Raw genomic sequence first — 20,476 nt, forward strand, 5'->3', positions numbered from 1 at the left:
GCCGGGCCATGCGCGTTCTGATCATCGAAGACGAAGAAAAAACCGCCGACTATTTGCACCGCGGCCTGACCGAACAAGGCTACATCGTGGACGTGGCGCGCGATGGCGTCGAAGGGCTGCACCTGGCCCTGGAAAGCGATTACGCAGTGATCGTGCTCGACGTCATGCTGCCAGGCCTGGACGGTTTTGGCGTGCTGCGTGCGCTGCGCGCCCGCAAGCAGACACCGGTCATCATGCTCACCGCCCGCGAACGGGTCGAGGACCGTATCAAGGGCCTGCGCGACGGGGCCGACGATTACTTGGGCAAACCGTTTTCCTTCCTCGAACTGGTGGCGCGCCTGCAAGCGCTGACCCGCCGCAGCAGCGCCCACGAGCCGGTGCAGGTGAGCATCGCCGATTTGTGGATCGACCTGATCAGCCGCAAGGCTACCCGCGCCGGGCAGCGCCTGGACCTCACCGCCAAGGAGTTTTCGCTGCTCAGCGTCCTCGCCCGTCGCCAGGGCGAAATCCTCTCGAAGACCGCCATTGCCGAGATGGTCTGGGACATCAACTTCGACAGCGACGCCAACGTCGTGGAAGTTGCGATCAAGCGCCTGCGGGCCAAGCTGGACGGTCCTTTCGAGCACAAGCTTCTGCACACCATCCGTGGGATGGGGTATGTGCTGGAGAATCGAGGTGAGTAACAGCATCGCGCTGCGCCTGAGCGGCCTCTTCACGCTGGTGGCGGCGTTGGTGTTCCTGTTGATTGGCGGTGCCCTGTACCAGCAGGTCGACAAAGGCCTGGGCCTGCTGCCGGAAGCGGAGCTCGACGCCCGCTACAGCGTGCTTGAATCCACCGTGGGTCGTTATGGCACGCCCGAGCATTGGGTGAAGATCAACAACAAGCTGCGGTTACTGGGGGAGGAAGACAAGCGCATCCATTTCTGGATCGTCAGCGGCGACCCGCGCTTTGAATATGGCAGCCCCGATTCTCGGATTCGCGCCGTCGCCCAGGGCCCCTTGGGCAAGCATGACCTGATGTTGCCCGACCGGCACTATCCAATGAAAGTCCTGGTGAGCCAGTTCCCCGCCAAGGACCAGCGCCCTCCCCTGCGATTCATGATCGGCATCGATACCGAGACGTTCTACCAGACCCAACACCACCTGCTGGTGGCCCTGGTGAGCCTGGCCTGTATCGGTGTGCTGCTGGCCTCGTTGCTGGGTTATTGGGTGGCGCGCATCGGGCTCAAGCCGCTCATCAAGTTATCGGACGAAGCCCAACGCCTGGCGCCACCCCGCCTTTGCGGGCGGCTGCGATTGTCTCCATTGCCACCGGAGCTCGGCCAGTTCGTCAGCTCGTTCAACGCCACTCTCGACCGGGTCGAGCAGGCTTACTCCCGGCTGGAATCATTCAACGCCGATGTTGCCCATGAACTGCGTTCGCCGTTGACCAACCTGATCGGCCAGACGCAAGTGGCGCTGACCCGAGGGCGCTCGGCGGAGCATTACTTCGAAGTGCTGCAATCGAACCTCGAAGAGCTGGAACGCTTGCGCTCCATCATCAACGACATGCTGTTCCTGGCCAGTGCTGACCAGGGCAGCAAGGCCACCAAGCTGATCACGACCTCCCTGGCCGACGAAGTGGCAACCACCCTCGACTACCTGGACTTCATCCTGGAAGACGCCCAGGTCGAGGTTCACGTCAGTGGCGACGCCCAGGCCACCATCGAAGTCGCCCACCTGCGAAGGGCCTTGATCAACCTGCTCAGCAACGCCGTCCAGCACACCGCGCCCGGCCAGGTTATCGCCGTGCGCATCGAAGCCATCGGCGATCAGATCACCCTCGCCGTCACCAACCCCGGCGCGCCCATCGATGGAGAGCACTTGCCGCGCCTGTTCGAGCGCTTCTATCGCGTCGACGCCTCCCGCAGCAACAGCGGCGCCAACCATGGATTGGGCCTGGCCATCGTCAAGGCCATTGCGCTGATGCATGGCGGCGACGTTTTCGTACACAGCGAGCGGGGCGCAAACACCTTCGGGATCCGTTTGCCGGCTTGAAATAAGCCACGATGTGGATTGCTCAATTCCGGTGTCACAAGCACAATCTTGCAAAAGGCCAGCATTGTTTGATGCCAGTCATCCGCGACTGTGGATGAGCAGCCTATGGGAAGGATCCCAGCCATATGACAATGCAGATCGGAATCATGAGCGCGAGCACTGCAACACCCGCCAATATCCCACTTCCAATACGTTCGGAACGGGTACTCGTCTTGGCCAGCTCGCTGGCTGTGATTGCCATCCTGAGTATCGTGACGTTCCTGCTGATCCGTGAACACGCCAGCGCCCAGCAGGCCGCGATCCGTGCGGCGAGCAACATCGTGCAACTGATCGACGCCGACGTGCTGCGCAATGTCGAACTCTATGACTTGTCATTGCAAGGTCTTGTCGCTGCCGCAAAGCGCGACGACCTGAATGATGTATCACCCACGATCCGTCATCTCGCTCTCTTCGACCGCGCCACCGCCGCGCCTTATAAAGGCGACATATTGCTGCTCGACAAGCGTGGTGATGTGATCGCCGATTCCGCCTCGATCCAGCCACGCAAAGGTAATTACGCCGACCGGGAGTATTTCCAGTCTCATCTCCAGGATCCACGCCCGGGCATGATGATCAGCCGGCCCTTCCGCGCCCGTAGCGAACCCCACGACTGGCGGATCAGCTTCAGTTATCGCTTGAACGACGAACGTGGCGAGTTCATGGGCGTGGCCGAAGCCGCGATGCGCTTGAATTACTTCAACCAACTGTTCAAGAGCCTGAACATCGGTCACGGCGGGACGGTCAACCTGGTCAGCCGCGACGGTATCCTGCTGGCGCAAGAACCGCAGTTGGCCGAAGACGTGATCGGCAAGGATTTCAGCAAACGGCCAAACTTCGTACGCATCCTGCGCGAAGGCGACGGCAGCTTCACAGGCCTATCCAGCGTTGACCAGACCCAGCGTCTGTATACCTTTTCCCAGGTGGGTGACTTGCCGCTGATCGTGGTGGTCGCGCTCTCTTCCCAAGAAGTCTTCGCCTCGTGGCAACGCACGGCGCTTCTGGTCAGTGGCGCCACTGGCGCGCTGTGCATCAGCCTGCTCTGGCTCACCTGGCTGCTGCGCCGGGAATTGAAACGCCGCCGCAACGCCGAATGGGAGTTGGCCAAGTTGGCGTCTGTCGATCCGCTGACCGGCCTGGCCAATCGTCGAACCCTGGACCACATGCTGCAACTGGAATGGCTGCGCGCCCAACGCTCCGGCCAGCCGTTGTCAGTCCTGATGATCGACGCGGACCACTTCAAGACATTCAACGATCGCCTCGGCCATCAACGCGGTGACGAGGCGTTGCGAAGCCTGGCTCAGTTGATTGGCGAGCATGTCCGTCGCCCCGCCGACCTGGCGGCGCGTTACGGTGGCGAGGAATTCTCGGTGGTACTGCCGGAAACCACGACGGCCGGGGCATTCACGACGGCGCAGAACATTCGCGAGGCCGTGGAACAGATGCCTGGCGAGATGCCCATGACCGTCAGTATCGGCATCGCCACCTGGGTCCAGGGGCCTTACAGCGAGTTGGAAGAATTGCTGTTCGCCGCCGACAAGGCGCTTTACCAGGCCAAGGCCAGCGGACGCAATCGGGTCGTCTGCGCGATGTAGATCTATCCTTCCGCCGCCCCGCGCCCATCCAAAAATATCCGCCCCGGCAGCGTAAACCCTCGCAACTTCAAAAGCGCCATCGGTCCGGCATCCAGTTCGGTGCGCAGGTGCCACGTCAGGCCCAGGCCATCGGGCGCCTTGAGCACCATGCGGTAGCGGCTGTCGCCATCGTCCAGCGCGGTGAACGTGGCCTGTTCCAGCAATCGGATCAGCCCCCAGGCGCCGGCGTAGTCGGCGAACAACCGTTCGCCGGTGTGGACGCTGGTCCACGTCAGGCTGACGCCGGGGTAGTCGCTGCGTCCCGGCCAGCCGAAGCGCTGCCAACGCTCCTTCTGGTTGAAGTAGTGGTGTTTCTCTCCGTTGAGGATGAAGGTGGTTTGCACCACATCGCGCACGCCTTTGCCGCTCAGTTCAAAACTCAAGCCCAGGCCGCCGTCGGTGTAGAGCACGTCGGCCAGATCGCTCAGTTGATTGACCGCCTCCAGGAATTGGGGATTGACGCGCAAACCGCGACCGTGGCGGGGATCGGCCACCCAGCGGTTGCCCTCCTTGCGCAACACGCCGCTCAACTGGCTGTGGAGAAAACGTTCGATGCGCCCCGTGTCGGCGCGGATCATTTGCCCCAGCATCGGCAACGAAGCATCGCTGGCCGTCGCGGCGAAGGGATAACGCCCGGTAAAGGCCGCGTTCCAATGCTCGACGATCGAACGCCGCCATTGGCTGTTGAGGCCCGCCGCCGACGGTTGCAGCACTCGCTGCCAAGCCTGTTCCAGCGGTTGCACGAACAGCGTTTCGCCCACGCCGGCCCATTGCGCACCGAGGCTGGCGGCCATCAGACGGCCATAGGACTGGGTATCGGTGAGGTCGATGCCCCTGCCCTGGAACACCGTCTGCGCCAGGGCCTGGGTCATTTCCATGGGGTCGCTGGCCGTGTTGATCTGTTGCAGTTTCAGGCGCACGCGGGTCACTTGGGTGAGGTAGGCCTGGAGGCTCAAATGGTCAGCGCCACCCTTGCCCAGCAAGGCCAACAACGGGCCGAACGTCGGATCCAGCGGGCCGCTCGGCAGGTCGGCCAGCGGGTCTATGGGCGGGGCCTTGTCCGGGCCGATGAGCTTGTGCGCGGACCTCATCAGCGAGTCGCCCAGGGCCGGGACGCGGGTGCCCGCTTGCCCTTGATAGGCCAGGGTATTGATCAACGCGAGCAACGGCGATTGGCGCACGTCGCTCATCAGCGTCAACTGGTCGATGACCTGTTCCAGGCTTTTGGGTTGATTGCCCCGCAGGCTGTTGAGAAACACCAGCCAGGCGCCCGCGTAGTCCTTGAAATAACGTTCGGTCAGGCGCGCCTTGAGCTCGCCGGGCGTCAAGCGCACATCGATGTCACCGGGGCGATCACTGAGCACCCAATCGATTTCTTCGCGGCGCGCCTGGGTGATGTCATCGATGGCCTGGCGCACCTGGCCCTCCCAGGCCTGGCGCGTGAACACTCCCGGCACGCTGGCCTTGCTGGAAAACAACCCGGCGGCTTCGGTGTCGCCCACCATCTGTTGCAGGCCCAGGGCTGGATAGTGCGGGGTGGCGTCGTCCAGCACCCGTTGATACAGGCTGGCCTCGGCGTTGCGTTGGCCCAATTGGTCGAGTAGCACCTGGCGCACCTGCGCCACCAACCGCGGGTCGGCCTCGATGCGCCAGTCCGGGTGCGCGGCCAGTTGCTCGGCGTAGAACTGCCACAGGTTCGGTGCGAGGGTCTGCCAGAGCCCTGGCGAAATTCCGTCACGCGTGGGTTCGGCGTGGCCCAGGGTCTTGACCAACAGGGGCGCCTCGGCTTTGTCCGGGCGCGCCATCATCAGGTAAGCCTTGAGCTGATCGTAGGCCATACGCGTGCGCTCAACGCGCTCGGGGCTGCCCGGCGCCAGCCTGACCAGCGCCTCCAGTTGCCCGCGCAACCTCGCCGCCGCCGGGTCGCGCACCAGGCGGTTATTGGCCTCGACATACCGGGGCCACAACAGTTCGAGCAAGGTTTCATTGCGGTTCAAGCCAAAGCGCTGGTACCACGGCGCACCGGACACGACACGGTGATCCAGGCGAGCCAGCACGTGGACGAGCGCTTCGAGCGCCAACAGTTGCTCCTCTTGGGTGGATGACTGTTGTAACGCCGTCGACAAGGCCTGCGCCTCGACGATCTGCGCCCGATTGCTCACAAAGGACAGCGCCATCCCCGCGCCCCACACCAGCGCCAGGCCCATGAACAGCCCATAGACGACTCGCGGCGCGCCCCACCCCAACCGCGCGCCGACGGCCTTGTCGCGCTGCACGCCGTGCCACGCCGGGTCCGGCCACCAGAAGTGCTCGCCGTCAGCGCTTTGCGTCACGCGCAGTGGCAGGCTGAACCACAACCCTCGCAGCATCACCCCCGGGTTGAACCCACTCAACGACGGCGCCAGCGCCTGCCGCCAACGGGCAATGCCCTCGGCCTGCAAATCCCGGGACAGGCGCAGCAGGAAATCGTGGTGCATCCGCTTCTTGATCTTCATCTGGGCAAAGCCCTGGCAACGCAACGGCCCGACCAGATCCTCCAGGCACGCCTCCAGCAGCGACGGCGTCACCTTGGCCGGCAACAGACAACCCACCGGCTGGCTCTCGCGCCCGTCCTGGGACCAGCCGCTCTCGCACACCTGCCACAAGTGCAACGGCAACCGTCGGCGTAGCCGCCGAGCCAGCCCCTGCAAGTGCCGCATGCCCTTGGCCAGCGCCACCGCATCGGTGCTTTGCGGTTTGTCCAGCGCCCAGACCACCCCGTCCAGCGCCCGCCAACGGCGCAAGGTGAGCCATGGGTTCAACAGTGGGGTTTGCAATTCTTCCTGGACGCTGCCGCCCCATAGCAGCACGGTTCGTTCGCCTTCGAGCCATTTCTTTTTCGCCAGCTCCGGGGCGATGGCGGCGATCTGGGTGGGCTCGCCGACGATGAGCAGCAGGCGGACCTTGTGGCGCCAGAGGGGGCCGTATTGGAAGTGGAGGTTTTCGCGTAGCCTGGCCAGCTTCTCTTCGTCGTCTTTCAAATTCGGCTGTGGATTCAATCGGGACGCAGCGACGCTGCCAATGCCTCCCGGCGTGGACCGCTGCGCCTGGCGTACCGTCAAACGATCCCAGGCCAATAAAATCATCGGGCAGAACCAAAAGAGCGCAACCCATGTCCCCAGCCCCCACAACATCAATTGCTGGAACGCGACTGGCGGCAATTCCAGGTGATGGCCCGCCAAGCGATACAGCAGGCAACCGAGCAGCACCATGAATGTCATGACCAGCAGGTAGCCTGACCCCAACCCTATCAATGAGCCCTTGGGCTCGCCGTTATCCCTTGCCATGAGGTTTTGCCACTCCAATTGCCAATCGTTTGTCCGCATCCTGGCTCAGCCAGCCACAGGGCTGTCCGGCCTCCTTTGCATGCAACAACGCCAACGACATGCCGATAAACGGCGCCAGATGCGCCAACTCACCCCAGTGCGCTTCCAATTGATGCTCGATCGCCGACCAGCCGCCGGCCATGAAGGCTTGCTGGCTGGCCTGGTCCATGGCCAGACAGGTCGGAGGGGCTTGCAGCCCGGCATAACGCTGCATCTGTGCGCTGAGCTCAGCGGGGGGGTCGTCAGTCTCGCCCGATAGGTATTCACCACGATGCAACAGCTGCCGCCCTTGACGACTCACCACCCACAAAAAACCACCTTCGCCAGGTGGCGTTGCTGCTTCGGCGCCCTGCACCGAAACCACCCCGGCGCACAGCAGCCAGTCCTCGGCGTGACGGCATTCTTGATTGAATATGTCGATCAGTTCGTCCAGGTCCGCCAGGTCTTGCAACGGCAAGCACACCTTTGGCAGCTCGGTGCCGTGGCTGCCCAGCACCTTCTCGAAGGCAGCCAGTTCGATTTCGTCGCCCGCCCAGACAATCGCCCGCAACCTCGGCCACCGTTCCAATATTCCGGTTTGCTCAAAAACCAACCGAGCCAGGTGTTGCGCCAGCGCCGGAGCACGCTCGGCGGACTGGCTGAGTATCACCGGGCAATTCAATGACGGCACCGCAGCCTTGGATCGCGCCATGGGCGTCGGCAGCGGCGTGTCGTTCATCAGGCCCCGATAGTGGATTTGATCATCACCGGCCGGCCCCAACACCAGCACCTCTTCCACCGGCAACCCCAGGCTTCGCCAGCGCCACCAGCGCTGTGTGTCGTCGTCCTGGGTGCGGCGAAATACGTCGCGCCTGAACAAGCCGATCTGCCATGGCAACACCCGCAACGACAACGCCAGCGCCCAGCTCAAGGGCAACACAACGCTCCACAACCACAACGTCAGGCGTGGCTGATCTTCGGGCCAGAACGGCACCAGGATTGCCAGCTGGACAACCCACAGTAGCGGCAACGCCAGCCACCAGCGGCCCCAGCGCGGTTCCCTTGGCTGGGCGAACGGCGGATAACGCGGCGGGCGATTCATGGCTTCAACGATATAAACGACAGCGCCAAGGAGCTGACCAACGTACAACCGCAATCGCAGCGGTACCCGTCCAAGGCCAACAACTGCCCGTTGAAGCTGAACCCTCCCGCGCCTTGGGCGATGCGATTCTCGCCGTGCTTTTCGCAGCGGACCTTGTCCCCTACGCAGGACAGCGGCCGGCCGATCGCCAGGAAACGACCTTCGAGCACTTTGCCGCCGAAGGGGTGTAGAGAGTCGCCTAGGCGGATCACGGGCATCATGGCGCCACCTCCCCATCAAACTCCACCAGCACGCCGGCGAGCCGCAGCATCTCGTCGGTCCGATCGAGGCGCTGCAGATAGTCGTCCTGGGCGATCTGTTTCTTCTGCTCGATAACCACTTCACCGATATGGCGCGTCGGCTGCAAAATCTTTTCCGCCCCCGGCAGAAACGGCACTACCGCCCCGCTGACCTGGTCGATCACCTGATAACCAATGGTCGCCGCGCCCATACCGGCCGCCACGCCACCCACCCCGCCCAGCGTGCCGCTGCGCTTGATGCCATACACCGTGGCGCCCGCCAGCACCGCCACCCCCAGCATCCGCCCGGCCACCACCACCGGAGACAGGTCACGACTGTTCTCATTGCCGAAATAGGTCATGCGATAAAAGAAGTAGCCGGCCCATAGCTCACGGGATGCCAACTTGTCGTGCATGAACCAGGCCCGTGAGTCGTGGATGTGGTCATCGAACAACGCCACCAGCAGCGCCAGGCCAGGGTCCCGGCTGGGCCTGCCGAACCTGTCATCGAACAGTTGCTCGTAACGCAGCTCGCCTGCCGCCTTGATGCTGGCGTGGTCGCGCACCTCATCGTTCTCGTTGAGCAAATAGATCGTGTCGCGCATGACCACGTCCAGGACCGTACCGTACTTGCTGGTTTGTTTGCGTTCGATATCCAGATAGTCGTGCTTGAACTCAGTGGCGGCCTGGCTCAGTTGGGTCTGGTCGATCTGCGGTTCGTAGATCGGCGGGCCGGGATGATTCATCGCCGCCACGGGTTCTTTCTGGCGGTTCTTCAGCACGGTCCGTTTCTGGTCTTCATACTCGCTACGCTGTTGGTCCGTATCGTAGGCCGTGGCTTCCTGGGCCTCGGTGAAGAAAGGTTGATGCTTGTAGCTGTCGTCGTATCGATAGTGATCTTCAACCTGCTCGCGGTCATTGGCATAGCGGCCGATGCGCCAGCCGGTGATCCAGCCCAGTTGCTCGGCCAGGGTGTCTTCGACGGTGGTCGTGAGCAGCAAGGGGTGGTAGCCGTCAGTGGAAATGCTGCCCTGGTCCTCGGGCGAGGTCGTTTGCAGGGTCTGGTGGTGCCAGGCGTTGAAGCGTTCGATGACTTGAGGGCTTATATCGAATTCCTCTGCCACATCCAGCCCCAGCGCTCGCCAATGTTTCTGACTCCTCAGGCTGTCCGGCAGCACTGTTCCCGGTACCTGCAATGGCGCCCCGGCGGCGAAGGCCGCGGCATACAAATCGTGCAGGACGATCTGCGACACCAACTCATCCGTACCACCACGCGCCTTGCCCTGGTCGTTTTTCGGGTACCCACCGCCCACATCGGAGTGCACGCCGGGGTACACCACTTCATAGGTATTGGATGGGTAATTGCCATCCTCGTTACGAACCGAGTCCAGTGGGAAACAGGCACGTTGTTCGAAGGCCGCCACAAAGTGCCGGCAGCATTTGACGAAATCGGGAAATGTCTTCGCGTCCGGCAAGAGCTGGGTGTCATCGGCCCAGTCCATGTGCCCGGCAAAAAAAGGCGTGACATGGGCGATACCCACCGACGCCACGGTATCCAGCAGGCCGAGGAACTCGATGCTCACCGGCAGGCCCAGTAAAGTCTGTTCCGGTTTCTCGGCCTCATCCGGCGTGTCGAACAGCTGGCTCAGCCAGCTCACGAAAGTGCGCGCTTGCGCCGCGCCGCGGGAAAATCCATAGACGAAGAGCTTGACGCCCAGGACTTCGGGCCTGGCTTGACGGACATGGGTTTTCAGAGGTTCCAGCAGGCCCTGCATGACTTGGCGCCGCCGACCAGCGCCGAAGATGCTCATCATCGGGGCTTTGAAAGTGCTCATGGACTTGACCTTGGCCTTGGCGACGCTACGGTCGATCTCCTTCTTATTATCCAGCGCGAAAGACAATGCACTTGCGACTTGCACCAGGGCCCAGTTGATTCTGTCTTCGCCACCCGTGGCGTATCTCAGTCCATCCTCGCTGTAATCCAGTTCGCCAATCTCCGGAAAAGGGGTGCCTACGCCGGGCATGTAATAGGAGAAATAGCCACGCTCTTTCGCCGGAGTGCCTCTGAGTGACGCATGAAACAGCTTGGCAATATTACTGGGATGTCCTTCCTTGGTATCGTTGTCCTCGTTGTTGTTGGTCCCGTCAAAAAACAAGCTGATGTGCAAACTGTAGCAGCAGGCGGAGTGCCGCTTTTGCCCTCGGGCATTGCTCGTCCGACGAAAAGCATTTTTCTCTGCAGTCTGCTTATTGTAATTCTCGACCACGTTTCGCATCTCTACGGGTAGCCGCCCACCGACTGGAAAGATGGGGGGCGCCCAGGCCTTGGCTTGTGAATTATTATTTTTTTCTAGGGACATATAGCAGGCTCCTTCATTTGCTTTGGCTCTTTGATTGGGTTGTTCGGTGAACCGTACCCCCAGCAGGAAGTAGTGACCTTGATTTGATTACAAACTAGAAAATGAACCTTTAAGCCGCAGGAGTCCGTTCCCGACCATTCAGGGATCTCTACCGCAGCGCTATGCCGCTGATAATTAACTTTATGTTTCACCATAAAAGCTCGGAACTCATCGGTTCCTAAAGACGGCGCATTCGCAAAAGGATCCGGATCCACTTCCCACTCGATATAAGCCTTCAACCCTGGACGCCATTTGGTCGGCATAACGATGCAGCACGAGCTGCCCCCACCGCCGTGAGCTCTATAACCATTAACTGAAAACCAATTAATTGCGCCCAGGGTGTGGTTGACGGCAGCCAAGTTCCCTCCCGCCATCTCGTTATCCGCAGAAGAACACCCCAGCAGCATCAACCCCAGCAAGGCATAGAGCCCCTGCAACGCCCACCTCCTGGGCATCGACAACGGCAGCACTTCGTATGCCTTCGAATTAGTTTCTATTTCGGGCATACGGCAGGCTCCTTCATCCCAAGCGGTTCTTTAATAGGATTTTGGGGTGAACCGTACCCCCAGCAGGAAGTAGTGACCTTGATTTGATTGCAAACAAGAAAATGGACCTTCAAGCCGCAGGAGTCCGTTCCTGACCACTCCGGGATTTCTACCGTAGCGCTATGCCGCCGGTAGTTAGCCGAATGCTTGGCATATGCTTCGCGAAACACAATTGAGGTGACCGAAGGTAATTTTGCGTGTCGATTAGGATCCACCTCCCATTCAATATAAGCCTTCAACCCTGGACGCCATTTGGTCGGCATAATGATGCAACACGAACTGCCTCCTCCCCCGTCCGCCCTATATCCGTTAACCGATAACCAATTGATCGCATTCAACGTATGGTTAACGGCTTCTATATTCCCTCCCGCCATCTCGTTGTCCCCTGAAGAACACCCATGTAGCATCAATCCCAGCGAGGCATAGAGCCCCTGCGACGCCCACCTTCTGAGCACCGACAACGGCAGCACTTTGTAAGCCCTCGAATTAGTTTTTATTTCGGGCATACGGCAGGCTCCTTCATTTCAAGCGGTTCTTTAATAGGATTTTTGGGTGAGCCGTAGCCCCAACAGGAAGTAGTGACCTTAATTTGATTGCAAACTAAAAAATGGACCTTTAAGCCACAGGATTCCGTTCCCGGCCATTCCGGAATTTCTACCGTTGCGCTATGCCGTTGATAATTAATCTTGTGCTTTACCATAAAAACTCGAAATTCATCGGTTCCTAAAGGCGGTGCATCCGCAAAAGGATCAGGATCCACCTCCCATTCAATATAAGCCTTCAAACCTGGACGCCATTTGGTCGGCATAATGATGCAACACGAACTGCCTCCTCCCCCGTCCGCCCTATATCCGTTAACCGACAACCAATTGATCGCATTCAACGTATGGTTAACGGCTTCTATATTCCCTCCCGCCATCTCATTATCCGCAGAAGAACACCCATGCAACATCAACCCCAGCAGGGCACAAGAACCTCGCACTATCGATTTGCGGAACATCAACTGCCTCATGGAAAAGTCCTTTTTATCAACTTCCTAAAATCACGCAAAAAACCGCTTCGTCCGGAAGATTTTTTTGCATGCGATCCGTTATGCAGCAATAGCCACCGCGACCATTGCCGGTCCTCCTTGGAACTAAAAAGCGCAGTTGCGCACATACTCGCTGAGATCGTTGAAGTAATTCTCTTTGCCTGCCTTTACGACCAGCCGATATAACAACGCGAAACGCTGCTCCTGGCTTTCCTCAAGCTGATCAAATTGGCCGCTATCAAAAAGCTGCTGCGCATCGGAGATGCATCCGATCAGGTCGCATTGCTCATCACTCAGTTCGACGGTGGGCGGTATGTCGATGCGCCCCCGTGTCTGGCTGGCGCCCCGTCGCCATTGCGGCTGGCCGTCCCGATCCAGCCAGCTCCAGTAACTGACAGGGAGCAGGAATTGGAGGCGCTGTTGGTCGCTCAAGATGGAGGAGATCAACAGAGGGAAGATTCGCGGGTCGTAGTACCGCAACAAGCCTGGCTGCCCACCCCAGTTCATTTGGGACAAGGTTTGCAGGGCCAGGCTGAGCGCGTCGAAGGGCAACGGGGAGATCGCGACCAACAGCCGGGCATCGGCTGCACAGTGAGTCATGAGTTCTTCCAGCCAGGCTCGATGTTGCCAATGCGCCAGATCCAGCCGCATCAACAGCGGCGCTTGCTCCAGCAGGTTTTCCTCCGGTGTACCGGTAAACAACGAATGCCATGCTATCTCTGGCGTTATTTGTTTCAGGGCCGGGATAGCGCAGCTGTCCCAGTCGGACTGGTCCAGCAAAAGGTCCACTCGCTGTATGTCCGCAGTCACGCAGACGTGTTCTATCTGCTGTTGCCATTCGCTTGGCGCTGCCATGTATGTATTCCTTATTTCAGCTTTCACGCGGAAGAATTCCCACGGCGTTTTCGCGGGCCATCTCCAGGCATTCCTTGCACACCGATTGCGGCAAATCCGCCAGTGCAAAAGATTGCCCGGCAGGCAGTTCCCAGACGTGCTGCCCCTTGAGGTTCAGCTTGCCGGGGCTATGGATATCGATTGCGCCGGTCGGGGTAATCCGAATGAACCCACCCCCACACGCCAGGGTGAGGCCATTCTTCGCCGTCACCTGCACATGCCCCTGCACCGACTGCACGGTGATGTCCAGCTGGGCTTTCATGCCCAGCCCATCGCCGTGGGATTCGATGTCCAGGGGTCCTTTGCCGGAGACCAGGCGCAGGCCTTCCTGTTGGGCCAGCAGCGAGATGCCCTGGTTGGCGTGGGCCGACAGCCGCTTGGCGGCGGCGAGGTTGATTTCGTTGTGGCTTTGCAGGTACAGCGCGTCGCCGCTCTTGAGCAGCAGGCTGGCCGGGGTGACGGCGCCGATGCCCTGGGGGGCGCTGAGCAGGATGGCGGCAGCCGAAAGGTCTTTTGCGTCGGCCTGGAGTTGTTCCAAGCCGCGCAGGTCGGGTTCGCGGCTGTGGTGGGCCTGTGCGATGTCCTGCCATTCGGCCATCTGCTGTCTGGCACCTTCGACCTGGGCGGTGGCCGGGTCCATGGTGAGGACGTCGCCCTTGGCCTGGGTTTGCTCATCAGCACTGATAAACACCCCCTTGCCCGCACGAAGGGCGCCATGTCCATCGGTGCGCAACTCAAACCCTTCCCCCCGCTTCGTCTGCTCGGCATCCACCAGATGCCCCAGGTTCAACTGGCTCTTGCCGCTGTGCTCGGTGCTGAGCTTGATGTGCTCCTGCCCGCGGGTGTCGTCCATGCGTAGTTTGTTGTTGGTCGGGGTGCGCAGCACGTTGCGGCGCTCGTTGCGGGCGGTGACGGGGTCCGGGTGCCGGTCGTCGTGCAGGGCGTGGGCGATGTAGGGGCGGTCGGGGTCGCCGTGCTCGAAAGCCACCGCCACTTCGGTGCCGGCCTGCAGCGGGAAATGCAGGCCGTGGGTGTCGCCGCCGTAGGGTCGGGCCAGGCGCAGCCAGGCGCTTTCGCGGCCGGCTTGCCAGGTGTCGCGGTCGAACAGGAAGCGCACCTTGTAGCGGCCCTCGAAGTCGAGGTCAGCGTACGGCGGGTTGACTTCCGGGTGACTGACGCGGGCGGGAATGGTGCCGCTGATGCGCGGCTTGGGCGGCAGCGGTGGGCGAAAGCACACGGTTTCCGAGTAAGGAATCGCTTGGAAGGTGGCGATGAAGCTGCGGTCCCGGGCCGCTTCGGTGCGCAGGCTGACGATCACCGCGCCGAACTCGAAGGCCTGGGGCGCGCCGCCGGTGATTTCGAGCATCTGGGCCGGGGCCAGGGTAGCGCTGCTGGTGGTGCCGCTGAGGCGGGTCTGGTCGTTGAGGTAAAGTTCATGGCGCAGGCGCGCGTAGAAAAAACCACTTTCGCTTTGCAGGTCCTCGTCCAGGGCGTAGCGCTCGCCCAGCACCGTGTAAGGTTCGCCGTAGTGATAGGCCTCGCCGTAGGTGCCCTTGGCGCGGCGGGTATGGTCGACCTCGCCGTCGAGGAATGCGTAGGCCTCGCGATGGTGGTAGGCGCGAAAGTTGATGTTTTTTTCCACCACCTGGTGGGCGGTTTGCAGGTGCCAGACCGCGTCCTGCTCGCTGGCGCACAAGCCGGACGGCGGGCGACACGGCAATTTGACGCCGCGCTGGTAGTGCCGCTGGTCGTCGTGAAACTCCACCACGTCGATGCTCAGGCGGTCATCGCTGACCACCCGGTACCAGATGCCGACATCAGCCAGCAGGCGCTCGATGAAGGCCAGATCGCTTTCGTCGTATTGCATGACCTGTTCACGCCGGGGGTAGTCGCGCACCACATTGAAATAGAAATGCTGGCCCCGGAAATCATGGCGCGTACGCAGGATGTGTTCGACGATCTGCGGCACCGACTGGTGCTGGTAGATCCGAAACTGCTTGCCCCGCGCCAACAGCGCGAAACGCGGTTGCAACGTGATTTCGTAGCGGGCTTCGTCGTTGGAGCCGGACAGGCGCTTGAACGCCGTGATCGCGCCATTGAACGTGCGCAGCGGCTTGATCTCCGGCGGCGCGAAGCCCTTGGGCGTCGGCGGTGGCGGCAGCGGGTAAAGACTGAAGTAAGCATCCCGGTTGAGCAGGTCGGTGGCCACCAGGTCGCGCTCGGTGCAGGTGAATTCGATGCGGTAGTGGTAGGGCCGGCTCAGGTGCTCCTCGCCGGTGAAGGCCAGGACGTCGAGATGGGCTGTGAGGTCGCAGACGCTCAGGGTGTGGCGGCTGTGGTCGAAGAAGGTGGGCCGTTGATCAAGCATGTTGCCGATCCCCCCAGGCGTTTGCCGCCGCTTGTTCCAGGAGGGAACGTGACGGGGCAAAAACCGTGTCGGCGTCGCTTTGATTGAAATCGAGTTGGTGCTGTTCAGATCGGTCTGCTGGCATGACTTCCCTTGGTGCCCGCGTCTTGCGCGGGATTGGTTTTCAAGGGCATTCAGCGTGACTTACTTCAGAGGGTTGTTCCATCGAGTAACAACGGGTTCGGCGACGTTTGGGAAGCGTCCTATAGGGGAATATCGCAATCCCTTAGGAAATGACCCACACGGGCTTCATTGCCGCCATAAAAAAGGGCCACCCGAAGGCAGCCCTTAAAAAACTAGAGAGGTTTTTTGCTTACACGGCCGCGACAGGACGCATGTAAGAGATGGGTGCGGTGCTGGCGTCTTCGAACGTCACGACTTCCCAAGCATCTTTCTGCTCAATCAACTTGCGCAGCAGCTGGTTGTTCAGTGCGTGGCCGGACTTGAAGCCCTTGAACTCACCAATCAGGCTATTGCCCAGCAGGTAGAGGTCGCCGATTGCATCGAGGATCTTGTGCTTGACGAATTCGTCTTCATAACGAAGGCCGTCTTCGTTCAACACGCCATCGGAGTCGACCACGATCGCATTTTCAACGCTGCCGCCGAGTGCGAGGTTGTGCTTGCGCAGGTACTCGATGTCACTCATGAAACCGAAGGTACGGGCGCGGCTGACTTCTTTTACGAACGAAGTGCTGGAAAAGTCCACGCTTGCACTCTGGGTGCGGTCACGGAAAACCGGGTGATCGAAATCGATCTCGAAGCTCACCTTGAACCCTTCGAAAGGGACGAAAGTGGCGCGCTTGTCGCCGTCTTCCACTGTCACTTCCCGCAGGATGCGGATGAATTTTTTGGCCGCGTCCTGCTCTTCCAGGCCAGCCGATTGAATCAGGAATACGAAGGGTCCGGCACTGCCATCCATGATCGGGACTTCGGACGCGGAGAGCTCGACGTAGGCGTTATCGATGCCCAGGCCAGCCATGGCCGAGAGCAAATGCTCCACCGTGTCCACTTTGACGTCACCGTTGACCAGTGTGGTCGACATAGTGGTTTCACCGACGTTTTCCGCGCGAGCAGGAATCTGCACCACAGGGTCGAGGTCGGCACGACAAAACACGATGCCGGTGTCGACAGGCGCGGGCTTGAGGGTCAGGTAGACCTTCTCGCCGGAGTGCAGGCCGACACCTGTGGCACGGATAATATTCTTCAGGGTGCGTTGTTTAATCATGGCATGGGCCGCTTCAGCGCAAATTGCGAACTGGTATCAACAAAGGCTGGCGATGATAGCAGACCAGACCTTTGCTGAACACCAATCACCCGTATACCCCTGATACATTCCATCAATCGGCCTGACGACGCAGGAAAGCCGGGATGTCCAGGTAATCCAGATCATCTTGCGGATTCATCTTCGCGGCAGTCGCAGCACCGGCCTGGGCCTGGTTGCGCATGACGGTCGGACGGTCCAGGTCACGGTAGTTCACCGCAGGCGTTTCCTGACGAGCGGCAGCTGGCTGCTGTGGCTGCGAAGCCATGGCAGTCTGCACGGTGTTGTCGATCACCTTCATCGGCTTCTCGATTTTCGCGCCCAGGCCAGTGGCAACCACGGTCACGTGCAGCTCGTCCCGCATGTCCGGATCGATCACGGTGCCGACCTTGACCATCGCGTGGTCGGAAGCGAATGCCTCGATGATGCTACCCACGTCGGAGTACTCGCCCAAAGACAAGTCCGGACCGGCGGTGATGTTCACCAGGATGCCGCGGGCGCCCTGCAGGTTTACATCTTCCAGCAGCGGGTTGCGGATGGCCGCTTCGGTGGCTTCGCGAGCACGGTTCGGACCGCTGGCGCAGCCAGTGCCCATCATTGCCATGCCCATTTCGGACATCACGGTGCGCACGTCGGCAAAGTCGACGTTGATCATGCCTGGACGCTTGATGATGTCGGAGATACCGCGAACGGCACCGGCCAGTACATCGTCAGCCTTGGCGAAAGCCGACAGCAGGCTTGCGTCTTTACCCAGGATGGTCAGCAGCTTCTCGTTGGGGATGGTGATCAACGAGTCGACGCTTTCGCTCAGCGCGCGGATGCCTTCATCGGCGATCTGCATGCGCTTGCGGCCTTCGAACGGGAACGGACGGGTCACCACCGCAACGGTGAGGATGCCCATTTCCTTGGCCACTTCGGCAATGATCGGCGCTGCACCGGTACCGGTACCACCGCCCATGCCCGTGGTGATGAACACCATGTTGGTGCCGGCCAGGACTTCAGCGATGCGCTCGCGGTCTTCCAGGGCAGCCTGACGGCCAACCTCGGGATTCGCGCCGGCACCCAGGCCCTTGGTCACGCCGGTGCCCAGTTGAAGGATGGTCCGCGCGCCGATGTTTTTCAGCGCTTGAGCATCGGTGTTGGCGCAGATGAATTCGACGCCTTCGATGTTGCTCTTGACCATGTGGTTGACAGCGTTGCCGCCGCCACCGCCGACACCGATTACTTTGATAACCGGGCTAGCGGGGATGTTGTCTACGAGTTCGAACATGTTCCCTCTCCTTTCATTCTCTAGTTTTTTCGCCTACTGCGTTTTATTGCCGTCTTGCAACGCCGAGCCTGAAACCCGGCGCCTGAAGCTTGAATCTTTAGAAATTGCCTTTCACCCAGGCCTGGAGCCGCTCGAACAGCGGAGCCTTGGGCTCGTCGCTGCTGTAGCTATCGCGGCTGCCAATTCCCGAGAACGAGATCCCGTCGGATTGCTTCTGCAGGCCGTACATCAACAGGCCCACGCCGGTGGAATAGATCGGGTTGCGGACCACGTCGTCCAGCCCCTTGACGCCATGCGGCACGCCCAGGCGCACCGGCATGTGGAAAATCTCTTCGGCCAGCTCGACCGCGCCTTCCATCTTCGACGTACCGCCGGTCAGCACGATGCCGGCCGGGATCAGGTCTTCGTAGCCACTGCGACGCAGTTCGGCCTGGATCAGCGTGAACAACTCGTCGTAACGCGGCTCGACCACTTCGGCCAGGGCCTGGCGCGACAGTTCGCGCGGCGGACGGTCGCCGACGCTCGGCACCTTGATGGTTTCACCGGCACCGGCCAGTTTCGCCAGGGCGCAGGCGTAGCGGATCTTGATTTCCTCGGCGTACTGGGTCGGGGTGCGCAGCGCCATCGCGATGTCGTTGGTCACCTGATCGCCTGCAATCGGGATCACGGCCGTGTGGCGAATCGCGCCTTCGGTGAAGATCGCGATGTCGGTGGTGCCGCCGCCGATGTCCACCAGGCATACGCCCAGCTCTTTCTCGTCGTCGGTCAGCACCGAGTACGCCGAGGCCAGCTGCTCGAGGATGATGTCGTCGATTTCCAGGCCGCAGCGGCGCACGCATTTCTCGATGTTCTGCGCGGCGTTCACCGCACAGGTCACCACGTGGACCTTGGCTTCCAGGCGCACGCCCGACATGCCCAGGGGCTCGCGCACGCCTTCCTGGTTATCGATCACGTAGTCCTGCGGCAGGGTGTGCAGCACGCGCTGGTCGGCCGGAATCGCTACGGCCTGGGCCGCGTCGAGTACGCGCTCGAGGTCGGCGGAGCTGACTTCGCGATCACGAATCGCCACGATGCCGTGGGAGTTCAGGCTGCGGATGTGATTGCCCGCCACGCCGACGAACGCCGAGTGGATCCGGCAACCGGCCATCAGCTGCGCTTCTTCGATGGCGCGCTGGATCGATTGCACGGTGGACTCGATGTTCACCACCACGCCTTTTTTCAAGCCGCGGGACGGGTGTGTACCGATTCCGACGATGACCAGCGTGCCGTCGTCCGCGACCTCGCCTACCAGCGCAACCACCTTGGAAGTGCCGATATCCAGACCGACGATCATTTTCCCGCTTTGCACGTTTGCCATGGGTCCTGCCTCTTCTTAATTCTTCGCGACGGCGGGTTCGGCCGTCGTCGGCGCTACAGGTTCCCGCCAGCCAACAGCGAGGCCGTTGGCGTAGCGCAGATCGATGCGCGCAATGTTCGTAATCTGTTCTTTGAGCGTCTTGTCATAGATGGCGATGAAGCGGCGCATCTTTTCCACCAGGTTGCCGCGCCCGAGCAGCAGCTCGATGCCCGGCCCCGAGCTGCCCGCGCCAGTGGTCAGGAACCAGCTGCCGCGTTCACGCAATTCCAGGCGCGCGATGGAGAAGCCCAATGGCCGCAACATCTGGCTCAACACCTGGTATTGCTGCATCACTTGTTGCTGGGCCCGCTGTGGACCGAACAGTTGGGGCAAATGTTCATAATTGGCCAGTTCCCGTGGCGTAAACGCCTGGCCCTGGTTGTTCAACAGCGACTCGTCGCCCCAACGGGCCACCGGCAATTGCTCTTCCAGGCGGATCGACACCTGGTCCGGCCACACTCGCCGGACTTCGGCGTGGGCGATCCAGGGCATCTGCTCCAGTTCCGTGCGCATCCCCGCCAGGTCGATGGTGAAGAAGCTCGACGCGACGAACGGGGCAATCCGCTGCTGCACCGCCTGCTGGCTGATGTAGCTCAGGTCGCCCTGGACGTTGATCCGGGCAATCGGCCGGTCGGCATAAGGCAGCAACCGTTGCGCGCCTTCATACGTGCCGAACCCCAACGCCACCAGCAGCACCGGCCAGAACAGGCTCTTGAGAAAACCAAAATTGGCTTTCGGCAAGCGCGCCGACATCGGCTCTTTGGCCACCATTCGGCTGGCACCCCGCGGCACCGGCTTGCGACCGGGTGCGGATGGCTGATGACGAAGCGATGCGCCTTGCAT

At 61.1% G+C, this 20,476-nt stretch carries 16 protein-coding genes; 3 read left to right on the top strand and 13 right to left on the bottom strand.

The features are described from left to right. Window positions 1-8 precede the first annotated feature (8 nt). The 3 genes from M1D68_RS20525 to M1D68_RS20535 all read left to right on the top strand — a co-directional run bounded on the left by M1D68_RS20525 (window position 9) and on the right by M1D68_RS20535 (window position 3,668). Window positions 9-683 (top strand): heavy metal response regulator transcription factor, encoded by a 675-nt coding sequence (locus tag M1D68_RS20525; RefSeq protein ID WP_420765410.1) that lies wholly within the window; start codon window positions 9-11, stop codon window positions 681-683. Next, window positions 658-2,037 (top strand): heavy metal sensor histidine kinase, encoded by a 1,380-nt coding sequence (locus tag M1D68_RS20530; RefSeq protein WP_457968133.1) that lies wholly within the window; start codon window positions 658-660, stop codon window positions 2,035-2,037. Before M1D68_RS20525 ends, M1D68_RS20530 begins: the two co-directional genes overlap by 26 nt. Before the next feature lie 146 nt (window positions 2,038-2,183). Beyond that, a complete protein-coding gene (locus M1D68_RS20535) occupies window positions 2,184-3,668 on the top strand; it encodes a diguanylate cyclase (protein WP_457970771.1) in 1,485 nt (494 codons plus the stop codon). Window positions 3,669-3,670: 2 nt separating this feature from the next. Here M1D68_RS20535 and M1D68_RS20540 read toward each other — a convergent pair whose 3' ends face one another. The 13 genes from M1D68_RS20540 to M1D68_RS20600 all read right to left on the bottom strand — a co-directional run bounded on the left by M1D68_RS20540 (window position 3,671) and on the right by M1D68_RS20600 (window position 20,476). Further along, the gene (locus tag M1D68_RS20540) at window positions 3,671-7,033 is read right to left on the bottom strand and encodes an ImcF-related family protein (protein ID WP_457968134.1); all 3,363 of its coding nucleotides are present in this window, start codon (window positions 7,031-7,033) and stop codon (window positions 3,671-3,673) included. Beyond that, window positions 7,020-8,009, bottom strand: coding sequence for a hypothetical protein (locus M1D68_RS20545; protein WP_457970773.1), 990 nt, complete (start codon window positions 8,007-8,009; stop codon window positions 7,020-7,022). The genes M1D68_RS20540 and M1D68_RS20545 overlap by 14 nt, the downstream gene beginning before the upstream one ends. Before the next feature lie 140 nt (window positions 8,010-8,149). Next, a complete protein-coding gene (locus tag M1D68_RS20550; protein WP_457968135.1) occupies window positions 8,150-8,413 on the bottom strand; it encodes a PAAR domain-containing protein in 264 nt (87 codons plus the stop codon). Further along, window positions 8,410-10,791, bottom strand: a complete 2,382-nt coding sequence (locus M1D68_RS20555) for a T6SS phospholipase effector Tle1-like catalytic domain-containing protein (RefSeq protein WP_457968136.1) — start codon at window positions 10,789-10,791, stop codon at window positions 8,410-8,412. Before M1D68_RS20555 ends, M1D68_RS20550 begins: the two co-directional genes overlap by 4 nt. Beyond that, a complete protein-coding gene (locus M1D68_RS20560; protein ID WP_457970775.1) occupies window positions 10,782-11,285 on the bottom strand; it encodes a DUF3304 domain-containing protein in 504 nt (167 codons plus the stop codon). Before M1D68_RS20560 ends, M1D68_RS20555 begins: the two co-directional genes overlap by 10 nt. A gap of 38 nt (window positions 11,286-11,323) precedes the next feature. Further along, window positions 11,324-11,782, bottom strand: a complete 459-nt coding sequence (locus M1D68_RS20565; protein WP_457970777.1) for a DUF3304 domain-containing protein — start codon at window positions 11,780-11,782, stop codon at window positions 11,324-11,326. An 86-nt stretch (window positions 11,783-11,868) separates the two neighbouring features. After that, on the bottom strand, window positions 11,869-12,375 hold the full coding sequence (locus M1D68_RS20570) for a DUF3304 domain-containing protein (protein ID WP_434611657.1): 507 nt from the start codon (window positions 12,373-12,375) through the stop codon (window positions 11,869-11,871). 135 nt (window positions 12,376-12,510) lie between these two features. Next, the gene (locus M1D68_RS20575) at window positions 12,511-13,260 is read right to left on the bottom strand and encodes a DUF4123 domain-containing protein (RefSeq protein ID WP_420767938.1); all 750 of its coding nucleotides are present in this window, start codon (window positions 13,258-13,260) and stop codon (window positions 12,511-12,513) included. A 16-nt stretch (window positions 13,261-13,276) separates the two neighbouring features. Continuing rightward, window positions 13,277-15,667: a type VI secretion system Vgr family protein gene (locus tag M1D68_RS20580; RefSeq protein WP_457968137.1), complete on the bottom strand. Its 2,391-nt coding sequence runs from the start codon at window positions 15,665-15,667 to the stop codon at window positions 13,277-13,279. A 352-nt stretch (window positions 15,668-16,019) separates the two neighbouring features. Further along, the gene (lpxC, locus tag M1D68_RS20585) at window positions 16,020-16,931 is read right to left on the bottom strand and encodes a UDP-3-O-acyl-N-acetylglucosamine deacetylase (protein ID WP_095106092.1); all 912 of its coding nucleotides are present in this window, start codon (window positions 16,929-16,931) and stop codon (window positions 16,020-16,022) included. Between the two features lie 112 nt (window positions 16,932-17,043). Continuing rightward, window positions 17,044-18,237 (bottom strand): cell division protein FtsZ, encoded by a 1,194-nt coding sequence (gene ftsZ / locus M1D68_RS20590; protein WP_420765420.1) that lies wholly within the window; start codon window positions 18,235-18,237, stop codon window positions 17,044-17,046. 97 nt (window positions 18,238-18,334) lie between these two features. After that, window positions 18,335-19,594 carry a cell division protein FtsA gene (ftsA, locus tag M1D68_RS20595; RefSeq protein ID WP_003205342.1) on the bottom strand — a complete coding sequence of 420 codons (1,260 nt, stop codon included), beginning with the start codon at window positions 19,592-19,594 and terminating at the stop codon, window positions 18,335-18,337. A gap of 15 nt (window positions 19,595-19,609) precedes the next feature. After that, on the bottom strand, window positions 19,610-20,476 hold the full coding sequence (locus tag M1D68_RS20600) for a cell division protein FtsQ/DivIB (protein ID WP_042729561.1): 867 nt from the start codon (window positions 20,474-20,476) through the stop codon (window positions 19,610-19,612).

The sequence above is a fragment of the Pseudomonas sp. R4-84 genome (genome assembly GCF_054130985.1).